This window comes from Vicinamibacteria bacterium (assembly GCA_035620555.1).
GTDB lineage: Bacteria > Acidobacteriota > Vicinamibacteria > Marinacidobacterales > SMYC01 > DASPGQ01.
Map to the genome: position 1 here is coordinate 1 of DASPGQ010000037.1, position 13,333 is coordinate 13,333.

General features: G+C 63.3%; 17 protein-coding genes and 1 pseudogene. 8 read left to right on the forward strand and 10 right to left on the reverse strand.

Features of this window, described 5'->3' with window-relative positions:
• Both VEK15_01375 and VEK15_01380 read right to left on the reverse strand, forming a co-directional pair.
• On the reverse strand, window positions 1-351 hold a 351-nt coding region (locus tag VEK15_01375; protein HXV59315.1), incomplete at its 3' end, for an AraC family transcriptional regulator.
• Between the two features lie 2 nt (window positions 352-353).
• Window positions 354-584 (reverse strand): hypothetical protein, encoded by a 231-nt coding sequence (locus VEK15_01380; protein ID HXV59316.1) that lies wholly within the window; start codon window positions 582-584, stop codon window positions 354-356.
• Window positions 585-673: 89 nt separating this feature from the next.
• Between VEK15_01380 and VEK15_01385 the strand changes: the two genes are divergently transcribed.
• Window positions 674-1,111, forward strand: a complete 438-nt coding sequence (locus VEK15_01385; GenBank protein HXV59317.1) for an SgcJ/EcaC family oxidoreductase — start codon at window positions 674-676, stop codon at window positions 1,109-1,111.
• 45 nt (window positions 1,112-1,156) lie between these two features.
• Here VEK15_01385 and VEK15_01390 read toward each other — a convergent pair whose 3' ends face one another.
• The 4 genes from VEK15_01390 to VEK15_01405 all read right to left on the reverse strand — a co-directional run bounded on the left by VEK15_01390 (window position 1,157) and on the right by VEK15_01405 (window position 2,684).
• Window positions 1,157-1,693, reverse strand: coding sequence for a DinB family protein (locus tag VEK15_01390; GenBank protein ID HXV59318.1), 537 nt, complete (start codon window positions 1,691-1,693; stop codon window positions 1,157-1,159).
• 166 nt (window positions 1,694-1,859) lie between these two features.
• Window positions 1,860-2,066, reverse strand: coding sequence for a hypothetical protein (locus VEK15_01395; protein HXV59319.1), 207 nt, complete (start codon window positions 2,064-2,066; stop codon window positions 1,860-1,862).
• 13 nt (window positions 2,067-2,079) lie between these two features.
• Complete coding sequence (locus tag VEK15_01400) at window positions 2,080-2,421, reverse strand: hypothetical protein (protein HXV59320.1); 342 nt, start codon at window positions 2,419-2,421, stop codon at window positions 2,080-2,082.
• Entirely contained in the window at window positions 2,418-2,684 is a 267-nt protein-coding gene (locus VEK15_01405; protein ID HXV59321.1) for a hypothetical protein, read from the reverse strand. The genes VEK15_01400 and VEK15_01405 overlap by 4 nt, the downstream gene beginning before the upstream one ends.
• Window positions 2,685-2,860: 176 nt before the next feature.
• Between VEK15_01405 and VEK15_01410 the strand changes: the two genes are divergently transcribed.
• The 4 genes and pseudogenes from VEK15_01410 to VEK15_01425 all read left to right on the forward strand — a co-directional run bounded on the left by VEK15_01410 (window position 2,861) and on the right by VEK15_01425 (window position 5,471).
• Complete coding sequence (locus VEK15_01410; GenBank protein ID HXV59322.1) at window positions 2,861-4,069, forward strand: amidohydrolase family protein; 1,209 nt, start codon at window positions 2,861-2,863, stop codon at window positions 4,067-4,069.
• Window positions 4,070-4,137: 68 nt separating this feature from the next.
• Window positions 4,138-4,413 carry a hypothetical protein gene (locus VEK15_01415; protein ID HXV59323.1) on the forward strand — a complete coding sequence of 92 codons (276 nt, stop codon included), beginning with the start codon at window positions 4,138-4,140 and terminating at the stop codon, window positions 4,411-4,413.
• Window positions 4,414-4,573: 160 nt separating this feature from the next.
• Window positions 4,574-4,741, forward strand: a pseudogene (locus VEK15_01420) (nucleoside hydrolase).
• 55 nt (window positions 4,742-4,796) lie between these two features.
• A complete protein-coding gene (locus tag VEK15_01425) occupies window positions 4,797-5,471 on the forward strand; it encodes a nucleoside hydrolase (protein ID HXV59324.1) in 675 nt (224 codons plus the stop codon).
• A 16-nt stretch (window positions 5,472-5,487) separates the two neighbouring features.
• Here VEK15_01425 and VEK15_01430 read toward each other — a convergent pair whose 3' ends face one another.
• Complete coding sequence (locus VEK15_01430; protein HXV59325.1) at window positions 5,488-6,423, reverse strand: cyclase family protein; 936 nt, start codon at window positions 6,421-6,423, stop codon at window positions 5,488-5,490.
• 133 nt (window positions 6,424-6,556) lie between these two features.
• Between VEK15_01430 and VEK15_01435 the strand changes: the two genes are divergently transcribed.
• Entirely contained in the window at window positions 6,557-7,900 is a 1,344-nt protein-coding gene (locus VEK15_01435; GenBank protein ID HXV59326.1) for a hypothetical protein, read from the forward strand.
• Between the two features lie 32 nt (window positions 7,901-7,932).
• Here VEK15_01435 and VEK15_01440 read toward each other — a convergent pair whose 3' ends face one another.
• Window positions 7,933-9,498 (reverse strand): peptidase S10, encoded by a 1,566-nt coding sequence (locus VEK15_01440; protein ID HXV59327.1) that lies wholly within the window; start codon window positions 9,496-9,498, stop codon window positions 7,933-7,935.
• Window positions 9,499-9,630: 132 nt separating this feature from the next.
• Here VEK15_01440 and VEK15_01445 point away from each other — a divergent pair, with 132 nt between their 5' ends.
• The gene (locus VEK15_01445) at window positions 9,631-10,059 is read left to right on the forward strand and encodes a pyridoxamine 5'-phosphate oxidase family protein (GenBank protein ID HXV59328.1); all 429 of its coding nucleotides are present in this window, start codon (window positions 9,631-9,633) and stop codon (window positions 10,057-10,059) included.
• A complete protein-coding gene (locus tag VEK15_01450) occupies window positions 10,059-10,826 on the forward strand; it encodes a Sir2 family NAD-dependent protein deacetylase (GenBank protein HXV59329.1) in 768 nt (255 codons plus the stop codon). Before VEK15_01445 ends, VEK15_01450 begins: the two co-directional genes overlap by 1 nt.
• Window positions 10,827-10,836: 10 nt before the next feature.
• On the opposite strand, the gene VEK15_01455 is transcribed toward VEK15_01450, so the two are convergent.
• The gene (locus VEK15_01455) at window positions 10,837-12,828 is read right to left on the reverse strand and encodes an oligopeptide transporter, OPT family (protein ID HXV59330.1); all 1,992 of its coding nucleotides are present in this window, start codon (window positions 12,826-12,828) and stop codon (window positions 10,837-10,839) included.
• Window positions 12,825-13,333 (reverse strand): amidohydrolase family protein (locus tag VEK15_01460; GenBank protein HXV59331.1); only part of this gene is annotated, 509 nt, incomplete at its 5' end. The genes VEK15_01455 and VEK15_01460, both read right to left, overlap by 4 nt.

Sequence of the window (13,333 nt, forward strand, 5' to 3'; positions counted from 1 at the left end):
GAATACATCCGTCATCTCGCGGTCGAAGACCTCGCTCCACACGCGATAGCCGTTGTCGGCGCTCACCAGTTGAGCCGCGATGCGCAGACGCGAGCCGGCCTTTCGCACGCTGCCCTCGAGAACGTGGGCCACGTCGAGCTCCTCTCCGATCGTGCGCACGTCCAGGTTCCGGCCCTTGAACGAGAAAGCAGACGTCCGTGCGGCAACCCTCAAGCCTGGTACCGCAGCCAGGGCATTGAGCACCTCCTCGGCCATCCCGTCGCTGAAGTACTCCTGATCCGGATCTCCACTCAGGTTGACGAACGGTAGAACGGCGACGGATCTCTGAGCCTCCGCTGCTCGCTGATCCACTTTCACGTCCCGATTGCTGGGGACTGCCTCCTCCGCCCCCCGCTCGTCGATGCGCGCCGGCCCAAGGACGAAAACCGCTCGAGCCTTTCGGGGTCAGTCGCCATGTCCGCGGGGAGCAATTTGAGGGCGACCTCGCGCCCGAGCTTCATGTCGGTCGCTCGGAAAACTTCCGCCATGCCGCCCGCACCCAGTGCGGCGTCGATGCGGTAGTGCGCGAGAGTGCGTCCGATCAAGCGGTCTCCGTTACCCGAAAGGGGTTGACAAAGCATAAACGATGAGACATCGATAAACCACGCGTATCAAGTTCAGGGTGGAGGGTGCCATGATCGAGCTGCGTATGTTCTTGATTCTCGTGCTTGCGGGCACGCTCGTCGGGCAGGAGTCCAGCCCGTCCGAGCAACCAAGCGTCACGCTGCCCGACTCGCTCGCACGGGTTCTCCGAGATTACGAGGTCGCATGGCGAAACCAGGACGCCGACGCGCTGGCCGCTCTGTTTGCCGAGGACGGTTTCGTCCTCTCGCCCGGAGCTCCTCCAGTCCGCGGCCGGGATGCGATCCGCGAGCGCTATTCGGACAGCGGCGGCCCGCTCGCTCTTCGCGCTTTCGCGTTCGCGACGGAAGGATCCGTCGGGTACATCATCGGCGGCTTTGCTCGGCAGGAAGGCGATCCCGACTCGGGGAAGTTCACGCTCACGCTTCGCAAAGATACTACCGGCCGCTGGCTCATCGTGTCCGACATGGACAACGGCAACTCCCGGTGACGCGAGGGCCCAGGATCGCGGTAGCTTGCCCGCCGGTGAAGCGGGTTACGCCGTAACGCCGTAACGATCGCGAAGCACACCCATGTGGTGTCTCGCGTGGCCGAGGACGACATGGGCGAGGCCACGCAGGGAAATGTTGGCCCCGTTCGCGTTGCCCGTTCGCTTCCAGCCTCCGGGCTCGTCATCGACGCGGCGGAACAAGATCACATTCGTTCGCCGCAAAAGCGCGAGCTCTTCCACGAGCTCGGAAAGAGGCACTTCCGCATAGCGCGACTTCGCGACGTAGGTCTGCTCGTCGAAGCCGGGGAGCGCTGCCTGCTCACCCCGGCTGATACAATGGGCTCGATAGCCGAACACCTTTTCGGCATCGATCAGGTGCCCGAACAACTGCCGGATGCTCCATTTCTCGGGAGCATAGCGGAATGTCTCTTTTTCGGGCGAGGCGGCGGCTGCGATCTTCCGTAGCGCGTCGATCTGCCGTTCGAGAGCGTCGATCACATCGTCCTCGGTGACCAGACTCACGTAGCCGCGATAGTACGGGTGATACTCGGTCTCGGCGGGTCGTCCCATCGTGGTTGCCATGGCGTTTCCCTCTCCTGGCAAGAGAGTAGTACGGGTCGGACACCGCGACAAATTGTGTCAGGACATCAGCATCCTGACGATTTGCCTCGGGTGACAGAGATGCACGAGCGGTGAGGGTTGCCTGGGGATGGATAATGGTAGGGGCCTCGGGCGGGAAGGGCCATAATCACGAGCGGCCTTCGAGGACTCGCTCCCAAAGATCCATGACGCCAAGCTCTTTCGCCCATCGTTCGATGTAGGCGCGATCGAGGTCGGGATGGACGTCGACGACGCCAGCGGCATCATGGAGCTGTCTTTCGGACTCACCGGTTTTCCTCGTCCATTCCAATTTCGATAGCACGGTGTCCTCTGGCGTCGCCAATGAGATCCGCATGCCTTCTCCGATGTCAGCCGGGTAGCGCCTTCGACTCCTCCCGGCTGAACGGTCGATCTTTACGTAAGATCAAATCGATCTTCGAGGCGCTGTGAGTTTCAATCACGTTGAACTGAGTCCGCGAAGCCAGAGCCTGTCGCGCTCGTCCGGCGTCCACATAGAAGCCAGACTCGGTAAGACGCCCGAGCAGCATTTGAAGCGATGAGGAAGAAGGGTCGATGACCACGTCCGCGTCGTGGGTCGCCCGGGGACGACCATGGTGGCTGCTGGCCACCGAGCCAACGATCATGTATGGGATTCCGAGGTTTTCGAGGAGCCGTACGACATCGAGAAGGGCCCTCTCTTCGGGCGTCATGGAACCGGGAGCTTTCGAATCCCGAACACGCGCCGAGTCAGTTCATCACCAAACAGGAGGCGACAGAGGGCCACTCGAACCCTTTCCTCGTCATAATCGGGATGACGCTCACGGATGCCGGCGGCGGCGTTTCTCTTCGTCATGGCTGTCAGCCGGAACATCACCGCGATTCGCCCGACGCCGCCCATGCGGCGATATGCCCGCGTTTGGATCTCATTAGCCTCCGGGTCAGTGTCGCGGGGAATGAAGCTCCGCGGTTTCATTGGCCGATCCTAATCCCGAACAGGCGGGGCCGCTACTCCGACCCGACGAGATCGCGTTTGTCCGTGCTGCTTCTGAATTGTAACGACTTCGCCTTTGTGACATAAACGCCTCGAGGAGACCACCCTTGAAACAGCCTCTTTCTCTCGTCGCGTCGTGTCTTCTCGCGGCCACTAGCATGGCGGACACCCTCGTCCTCGAGCCGACGCGGGTCTTCGACGGCGAGACGCTCCACGCCGGGTGGGTTGTCCTGGTCGAAGACGAGCGCATTGCCGCCGCCGGCCCGCAGGTGATGGTCACCGCCCCCCCTGACGCCAAGAGACTCGACCTCGGTGGTGCAACCATTCTGCCCGGGCTCATCGACGCTCACTCCCACGTTCTGCTTCATGCCTACGACGAAGCCTCGTGGAACGAGCAGGTTCTTCAGGAGGCCCGTGCTCTGCGGGTCGTCCGGGCGACGAACCACGTTCGCGACACGCTCCTCGCCGGCTTCACGACGATTCGCGATCTCGGTTCGGAGGGCGCCGGCTACGCCGACGTCGGAATCAAGCAGGCCATCGAACAGGGCATCATACCCGGTCCGCGCATGCTGGTTGCTGGCCGTGCCATCGTGGCGACGGGAAGCTACGGGCCCAAGGGATTCGACCCGGAGTGGAACGTGCCGCTAGGCGCCGAGCCGGCCGACGGCGTCGATGCGCTCGTTCGAGTCGTGCGCGATCAGATCGGCAAAGGGGCGGACTGGGTAAAGGTCTACGCCGATTACCGATGGGGTCCGAACGGCGAGTCGATGCCGACTTTCTCGCTCGATGAGCTCACCCTCATCGTGGAGACGGCGAAGAGCAGCGGCCGGCCCGTCGTGGCCCACGCGGGAACACCCGAGGGCATGCGACGCGCCGCTCTCGCCGGGGTCGAAACGATCGAGCACGGCTACGCCGGAACCCCGGAGGTGTTTCGCCTGATGGCGGAGCGCGGCGTGGCCCTTTGTCCAACTTTGGCGGCAGGCGATGCGGTTTCGCAATACGCGGGCTGGAGAAAGGACATCGACCCCGAGCCCGAGCGCATTCGCGAGGCGCGAGCTTCGTTCAAAGCGGCGCTCGACGCCGGGGTGACGATCTGCAACGGAAGCGACGTCGGAGTTTTCCCCCATGGCGACAACGCGAGAGAGATCGAGCTCATGGTCGCCTACGGGATGACTCCCACGCAGGCGCTCCAAGCGGCGACCTCGGTAAATGCCGACGTGCTCAACATGCAGGACGATGTCGGTCGCGTGCGGGTGGGGCTATTGGCCGATCTGATCGCGGTCGAGGGTAATCCGGCCGAAGACATAACCGCTCTCAGAAAAGTCCGATTCGTGATGAAAAGTGGAAAGGTCGCGCTCGAGCGATGAACGTCGTGACCCGGAGAACACGGCGAACGGGCTTGGTCTCCGCCACCGCAGAATTCAGGAGGTGATGCGTGAGCTTCGGCGAGGTGGGAATTCTCCTGGCGGTGGCCGGAATCGTCGGCGGCCTCGCCCGCGGACTGCTCGGTCGCTCGGGTGTGGGCTTCGTTGCGTCGATGGCAGCCGGCTTCGTCGGTTCGATCGCCGGCGTGTGGTTGGCGCGAAACTTCGGGCTTCCGTTGGTGTTCCGCTTTGGCGCCTCTGGGAGCTTCCCTATCGTGTGGGCCATCCTGGGCGCGGCTCTTTCCATCGGCATCATGAACATGGTGATGCCGCGCCCGCGGGCATGACGAAAGCGCCAAATCTCCCGGTTCGCCCATGAGTCGGTTTCTCGGGTTCATCCTGGTCGGGACGATCGTTCCTATCTTCGCAGACCCGGCGACCGCGGTTCAGCAAGATTCCGAGCCTCGAAAGGTTCTCATCGACGCCGACCCCGGCATCGACGACGCCATGGCCATCCTGTTCGCCTTGCGCTCGCCGTCCCTCGACGTCCTGGGGATAACGACCGTTTTCGGAAATGCGGAGACCGACGTAGCAACGCTGAACGCATTGCGTCTGGTCGAGCTCGCCGGAGCGAGGATCCCGGTGGCGCGCGGAGCCGAGCATCCGTGGGTCGTACCTCTCCGACCACCTCCCGAATTCGTCCACGGCGCCGACGGTCTCGGCAACATCGATGCTCCCCTGCCAACCGGAAAAGGCCATCGAGACGAATGCCGCATCATTCATCGTGGAAACGGCTCGGAAACATCCCGGAGAAGTGACCCTGCTCGCCTTGGGCCGCCTCACCAACCTCGCACTGGCGCTGGCGGTGGAACCTCGATTGCCGGAGCTCGTGAAAGAGGTGGTTCTCATGGGAGGTGCGGTTTCCGTGAGCGGAAACGTCTCACCGGTCGCGGAAGCCAACGTCTCGGGCGATCCCCACGCTGCCGACATCGTCTTTACGGCGCCCTGGAGGGTCACGATGGTCGGTCTCGATGTGACGACGCGCGTGCGATTGACCGATGACGTCCTTTCGCGTATGGCGAAGAAGGACCCTCGACTCGGTGGCTTCATTTACCGCATCACCCGCTTTTATCGACGATTCTACGAATCGATCGCGGTAACGGGTGGGTTCTACGTTCACGATCCGTCGGCGGTTGCCTACTTCGTCGACCCGAGCCTCTTCGTAACCGAGAAAGCGCGGGTCCGGGTGGCTACCGACGGCATCGCCATCGGTCAGACCATCGCTGCGATCGGGCCCCGGGCCGAGGAATGGGCCCCCTGGCGCGGCCAACCCGAGGTCAACGTCTGCCGCGAGGTCGACGCCGAGCGGCTCGTGCGTCTGTTCGAGACCACATTGACCCCGTGACGTTCCGTGCCTGTCGCTAGCGAACGGCGATCGGATTTCCCGGCGAGCCGGTAGCGCCCTTCAGGGGTACAGGAGCGAAGATGAAAGCGAACTCGTACACCTCGTCGGCGGCGAGCTCCTCGAGATCGAGATTCTCGAGATTGTGCACGCCGCTTCGGTTCATCAGCCATTGGTGGCCCTCGAAAGCCATATCGGGATTCTCACCGGGCACGGCCTCGACGTTGCTCGTATCCGCCCCCGTCATGACGATTTTCTTTTCGACGAGCCACCGGATCGCGCTCACGCCGGGTCCCGGGTTCGACGCCGTGTAAGCTTCGTTGTCGGTCATCCAGAGCGGGCCGTTGCCCGTGCGAAAGAGAACCACGTCGCCCTCTCGGAGCTCGATTCCCTCGCGCTCGAGCGTCTCCTCGATGTCGGCTACCGAGATGATATAGCCGGGTGAGAGTCGGTCGACCCCCTTGGCGCGGGCGACGTCCAGCAAGACTCCCCGGGTGAAAAAGGGCCCGGCGTTCTGGACCCCGAGCTTTTCGAGCCCGTAAGTCCCGCCGATGTTTTTGAACCCGTTGTAGAAGACATCCTCCCCGTTTATGCGAGTGCCGACGTGGCCGAGCCCGTCGAACTGCGTTCCGACCTGGCCGATCTCGCCGGACACCATCTCGTCGTTGTAGACGAGCTGGTTCTCGCCGAAAGGCCCCCCGGTTGGCCGTCCCGGTATCGTCAGGCTGAAGTGGCGGTTTCCGAACATCGGCATGCCGAGCTCGTAGACGCGTCCCAAGGGGTAGATCTTCCCCCGCACGATGAGCCGCGCCGCCTCGAGCACGCGATCGGCGGTCACCCGGTTGCTCGCGCCCCTTTCGTCATCGGGACCCCACTCGGAAGGCCACCAAGGCTCCTGCGTCGCAGCCGGTCCAGCGACGAAGAGAAAACAGATGAACAGTCGAAGAGGCCCCATGATTCCTCCTAACGCAATTTGGTGCTCAATGCCGTGGCGGGACCCGTAATCGATCGTGCCGCCACGGCTCTGGCCACGAGACTTCTGAACCCATCTCAATCGACTCCAAGTGTACTCTGCTATTCCTGCTGTTATGATTTCTGGCAGGATGTCGGTACGCGACGGCAAGTTCACCCGCAAGACCGCCGACTATCTGGAGGCGGTCGAATCGAAGCTCCAAGGCCTGTCCGCCCACGAGATCGCCGAACGGGTGAGGCGGCTCGTGGAAGATCACGAGAGCTGGCGCGGCAAGAAGTGCCTGAATCTCGACGCCGCGGAGACCGTGATGTCACGACGCGCCCGTCGTCTCCTGGCCTCGGATCTCGCGACGCGTGTGAGCGAGGGCTTCCCCGGCGACAAGGATTATCCTGCGGCGAGGCAGAACGTCTACATCGACGAGATCGAGGCCATCCTCATCTCCCTCGCGAAAAAGCTGTTTCGCGCCTCGTACGTCGACTGGCGTCCGGTGAGCACGTCCATGGCCAACGCGTCGGCGCTCTTGGCGCTGACGAGGCCGGGCGACGTCATCCTTTCCCAGCGGCTCGAGGTGGGTGGGAACTTCGGCGACGACGCCTCCAGGCCCTCGGGTATGGCGAGACTCGAAGTCTGCGAGCTGCCAATACACGGCGATACTTTCGAGGTGGACGTCGAGGCGGCTCTTCAACTCGCGCGCGAGTTGAAGCCCCGGGTCGTGGTGATCGGCGGAAGCAACGTGCTTTTTCCGTACCCGGTCCGTGAGCTACGCGAGATCGCCGACGAATCGCAGAGCCTGCTCTTGTACGACGGCGCCCACGTGGGTTTACTGATCGCCGCCGGGATCTTCCAGGACCCGCTCGGCGAGGGCGCGGACCTGCTGACGTTGAGTACTCACCGGTCTCTCTCCGGGGCGGTGGGGGGACTGATTGTGACGAACCGCCAGGATCTGGCCGAAAGAGTCCTGTCGGTCTCCTACCCAACGCTCATAAGAACCCGTGATCAGAACAAATACGCTGCCACCGCCCACGTTCTCGCGGAGATGCTCGCCTTCGCGAGCGAGCTGGCACCACGCGCGGTCAAAAACGCGAAGGCTCTCGGAAAGGCGCTCGAAGCCGAGGGCTTTCGCGTTCTGGCCGCACGACGCGGCTACACGCAAACCCACCAGATCTTTCTCGCGCTCGACGGTATCGACGGGAATGCGTTCGAAACGAGATGTCAAGAAGCCAACATCCTGATCTCGAAGAGCCAGCAGGTTTCAAATGACTCTGGCGGGCAGACGGAGGGAGCGAGGATCTCGACTCAAGAGATCACTCGGCAGGGCCTGGAGGAAGAGCATATGCCGCAAATCGCGGGACTCATCCGGCGTGCCGTGATCGACCAGGAGCCTCCGTCGCTCGTCGCGCGCTACGTGGGAGAGCTGCTCGAAGACTTCTATCGCATTCGTTACAGCTTCGATGAGTAATCTGCCAACACGGATTCGGTGATGCCTCGCGGTCACTGGGGCTCGGTCGGGCTCGTCAGTGAAACCGGCGTCGACGTACGGGTCGCTTCGATGAACTCCGCCAGGTCGTTCTTGAAGTTCTGGAGCATCTCCGGGTGGATGTACATCATGTGGCCCGCTTCGTAGTAAGCCATTTGCACCCGCTCCCGGTACGTGCTTTCGAAACCGAGATGGTCGAAGGTCCACTCGGTAGCCGCGAAGGGCGTCGCCATGTCGTAGTATCCGTTGGCGACGAAGATCTCGAGGAATGGATTTCTCGCCATGGACGTGCGGAGCGGCTCCATGAGGTTGAGGTACTCGGCCCGGTGCTGGGTGTTATAGTCCCAGGGGCGCACGTCTCCGCTCGTGAAGTACTGGAGGTCGGACTCCCACCCGAGCTCGTTACGGACGTAGTCGTTGAACAGAGCCGTGTACGGGCCCTGGAGGGCCGTGTTCGACGGGTCGAACTCCTGCCGCTCCCCCGCGGCGTCCGCGTCGATGCCGGTGAAGCGGCTGTCGAGGCGTCCCACCATGAGACGCTCGTTCCTCAAGAGCTCCTTGCGAAACCGAGCGGGACTAACGCGCAGATTGGCGCTCGCCACGTAGTCGGCCGATAGCCCGGTGAACCGAGCGAGTCTCGCCGCCATTTCTTCGCGCTCCAGCGATGAGAGTCGGTTACCTTTGGTGAGGGCGAGCAGGTAGTCACCGAAAGCGAGGCTGCGCGACTGATCGATGGCCAGATCGAGATCTCCCATCAGATCCGAAGGAAGCTTCTTGTGATACCAGGCCGTGGCCGTGTATGTGGGAAGGAAGCTCGCGTAGTGGATGTCGTTACCGGGTGCATCCCGAAGGGTCATGAAGTTGATTACCGACGAAACGAGAATGATCCCGTTCAGCTCGATCCCGTGCTCGCCCTGGAGGTGCGCCGAGACCCCCGCCGAGCGTACCGTGCCGTAGCTCTCGCCGAGCAGATACTTGGGGGAAGCCCAGCGATCGAACTTCGTGATGTAGAGACGGATGAACTCCGAGAAAGCTTCGATGTCCTGCTGCACGCCATGAAACTGCTTCGGATCCTCGCCTTCGACCGCGCGGCTGAAGCCGGTGGAAACGGCATCGATGGCGACGACGTCGCTGACGTCGATGAGCGAGTGCTCGTTGTCGACCAGCCGGAATGGTGGCGCCGGTTGGAAGCCCTCGTCAGCCATTTGCACCCGCTTGGGACCGAGAGTACCCATATGGAGCCAGATCGTGGCCGAGCCTGGGCCCCCGTTGTAGGCAAAAGCGATCGGTCGCGAGCTCGGGTCGCGCTGGTCATCCCGAGTGTAGGCAACGAAGAAGACGTTCGCTCGGGGCTTGCCGTTCGCGTGGCGCAAAACGAGCTGGCCGGCGGTGGCGGTATAAGGAACGGTCGCGCCTCCGATTCGAGCGCGGTGCTGGGTGGTCGAGAACTTCTCCTCGGCGACGATCGGTTTCGCCTGAGAGGACTCCTGCCCGGCTGCTTCGTCGGGACGCGAGCCCGTTTCCTGGGCGAACGTCACCCCGGCGAGCGCGAGTAGAACTCCGGCCATTCGTGCGAGCATCGATCTGCCTCCTGGATTGCCACCAGTGTACCAGCGCCGCGGGCTCATCGCGACAACCTACCCGCCCGCCATGATTGCGCCCCTTACGATGGCGAGCTATAAGGTGTCATTCGTACAGTCGCCCATCCGCCGATGTCGAGCATGTCCGCCGGAGAGGTCGCCGCTTTTCTCGAGCAGCGTAACCTCCATGCCATCATGGCCACGATCGCCAAGGATGGAATGCCCCAGTTGAGCCCCGTTTGGTACGTCTACGAGTCCTGGCGCATGTATATCAGCATCCCGGCTCGGAGCGTCAAGCATCGCAACCTGGCGCGGGACCCGCGGATGAGCGTTTGCGTCGACGGAGGCCGGCAGGACGTTCGCGCCGTAATGCTCTACGGCCGAGGAAATCTTCTCGGCGCGGACGACCCCCGCACCGAGGCGTATCGCTGGCGCATCATTCACCGGTACTACGAGACCGAAGAGGAGGCCCGACTCTACTATGAATCGATCCAGGAGACTCCCTCGGTTCTCGTCCTCTTCGAGCCCGAACGCGTCGTGAGCCAGGATTACAACGACTGATGGGTATCGCAACGCCGCTCGACGATCTCGTAGAGCTCCTGAAGTCGTCCGAGCAAGTGCTTATCTTCACCGGAGCCGGCATCTCGACGGGGAGCGGCATCTCGGACTTCCGCGGCCCCCAAGGAGTGTGGAAACGCCGTAAGCCAGTCTACCTGCAAGAGTTCCTTGCTTCTGAGGCGGCACGAGTGGAGTACTGGGACCAGAAGCTCGAAGCCTGGCCGTCTTTTCGAGAGGCCAGGCCGAACGCCGCCCATCTCGCAATAGCGGATCTGGAAAAGGCGGACAGGCTCTCGATGGTCGTGACCCAGAACATCGACGGCCTCCACGCGCGCGCAGGGACGTCGCCGGACCGGATCGTCGAGCTGCACGGCACGAACCTGTGGGTAGAGTGCTTGAGCTGTCTCGAACGTTCGGACCCCGAGGCGCACATGGAGAACTTCCACAAGACACGAAAGCCACCACGATGCCGATGTTCTGGGTTCCTGAAACCCGCGACCATCAGCTTCGGTCAAAACCTCAGGCGGGATGACCTCCTTCGTGCGGGCAAGGCCGCGGCCGAAGCCGATCTGGTCGTCGCCCTGGGCTCGACGCTCTCCGTCTACCCCGCCGCGTCGTTTCCACTCGAAGCCGCGAAGCGCGGAGTGCCCTATGTGATCATCAACCGAGGGGAGACGGACCATGATTCGCTTCCGGTCGTCACGCTTCGGCTCGAAGGAGACGTCATCGAGATCTTCCCGCAAGCAGTCGCCCGAGCCCTGGCAGGTTGATGACGACGAGCTAGCCGTGAGCTCCCGCCCGCGTCGCACGCCACAGGAGCCATACCAGAACGGCAAAAGGCACTAGCGGAAACCACGGCTCGAACGGTCCGGCCCACCCGCTTCCGAAGCCCTCGGGAGCCCGAGTCCGGGCGACGGCATAAGCGGCAATCGCAACGCCAAGGAGCCCTTCACCTCCCACGAGACCCGAGCCAAAGAGAACGCCTCCCTCTCGACGTTCGCGCACTCTCTCTTCGGAGCCCGCGCCTCGTTCCGCCAGCCAGCGCACGAGCCCACCAATGAAGACCGGGGTCATGGTGGAAACAGGCAAATAGATCCCGACCGCGAAAGCGAGAGACGGGATTCCGACGAGCTCCGCGGCGAGGGCGATTGCCGCCCCGATGCCGACGAGCACCCAGGGAAGGTTCTGTGACAGAACCCCCTCGACGACCAGCTTCATGAGGGTCGCCTGCGGTGCCGGCAGCTCCGGGGTCCCGAAGCCGTAAGCTTCTGCCAGCACCGTTACCGTCAGGCAGACAAAAAAGGCGGACGTGAGTATGCCAAATAACTCTCCCAACTGCTGGCGTCGAGGCGTCGCGCCGAGAAGGAATCCGGTTTTGAGATCCTGGCTCGTATCTCCCGCGATCGACGCGGCGACGGCGACCACGGCGCCAACGGTAAGAGCGGCAGCCTGACCCGTCGCGTCCGTCCAGCCGAGCACGAGAAAGAGGCCCGTCACTCCCAGGAGCGTCGCGATGGTCATACCAGAAGTGGGGTTGCTCGTCACCCCCACCATTCCCACGATGCGAGAGGACACGGTCACGAAGAAGAATGCGAAGAGGGCGACGAGAATCGCCGCCACCACACGCAGGCTTGCCGTCTCGAGAAACCCGAGCACATGAGGCACGAGGGCCAGGAGCGCCACGACGAGGCCAACCCCCGCGAGCGTTGCCGACAGCGGCAGATCGGCGTCCGTTCGAATCTTCGCGTCTTGCCCGGGTGTGGCCCCCGACAAGCTCTCGCGGATTTGAGCCAGCCCGATCCGGAACGCGCCGACCATCATGGGCAGGGCGCGCACGAGAGTGATGAGGCCGCCCATCGCGACGGCCCCGGCTCCCAGGTAACGTACGTACCTCGTCCAGATGCGGGCAGGCGCCATGTCTCGAACGAGCTGCTCCATCTCGGGGTAGAGAGGCCTCGTCCAGTCCTGGCCGAGCCACGCGATCGTGGGGATGATGACGAGCCACGCCAGGAGCCCGCCTCCCACCATCACCGCCGCGATTCGCGGGCCGAGGATGTAGCCGACCCCGAGGAGTGCCGGGCTCGTTTCCAGCCCGAGCTCGGCTTTGGGGAGGAGAGGGATCCGCGTCGACACCTCTCCCCTCCAGAGGTTCATCGCCCCTTGGAGCAATCGGTACAGAGCGCCCACCCCAATCCCGAAGAAGACCTCCCTTGCCTTGGCGCCTCCGACCTCGCTCGCCACGAGGACTTCGGCGCAGGCCGTTCCCTCGGGGTACGGCAAGCGACCGTGCTCTCCGCGCATCAGGAACCGGCGCAGCGGCACCATGAACAGAACGCCAAGGAGGCCGCCCGCGAGCGCGATGGCGGTCATCTTCGCCAGACCGGGAACCATTCCCCAAAGGAAGAGCGCGGGAAGCGTGAAGATGATGCCCGAAGCGACGGAAGACGACGCCGAGCCGATCGTCTGGCTCATGTTCGCCTCGAGGATCCGGCTCTGTCCGTCACGCCGACCGCGCCAAAAGGCGAAGGCGAGAACGGTCAAGACCGCCACGGGAATCGAAGTGGAGATCGTCAGGCCCACGCGCAGCCCCAAATAGGCGTTGGCGGCCCCGAAGAGAATTCCGAAGAGAGCTCCGAGAGTGATCGAGCGCGGCGTGATTTCGGGAGGCGATTCGCTGGCGTCGACGTAAGGAGGATAATCTTCCCCAGGAATTTCTTGATAGGCCTCGGGAGGCAGGCCTCTGACCTGCCCAGTTGTTGGCGGTGCGCTCATGGATCACCTTCATTGGCATTCTGGTCGCGAGAAAAAACGACCTCCCCACCGACCAGCACGGTCTCGATGATTGCCAGGCTCGAAACGTCCTCGTTCGGGTCCGCGCCGATCAGAACGAGATCCGCCAGCTTCCCGACTTCGACCGTGCCGCGATCGCCGAGAACGCCGAGCGCGAGCGCCCCGTTTGCCGTCGCGCAGGTCAAAACATCGGTCGGCGTGAGACCGGCCTCGGCCAGCATCTCGAGCTCGCGGTGGAAGGACGGACCCTGGAGTGTTCCGATGTTGCCACCGTTGGAGCCGACCGCGATGGGGATCCCGGCCGCATGCATTCGTCGTACGTTCCCGAGGAGCACGTCACGTGCTGCTCGAGAGGCGCCCCAGTGAATCGAATCGGGTGCGGCGGGCTTGTTCTGAATCTCCGCGAGATCGCCCCAGGTGGCGATGACCTGAGGGTCACCGCACCGCGCCTCGATGGGAGAAAGTGTCACCGCTGAGTCGAGCACTT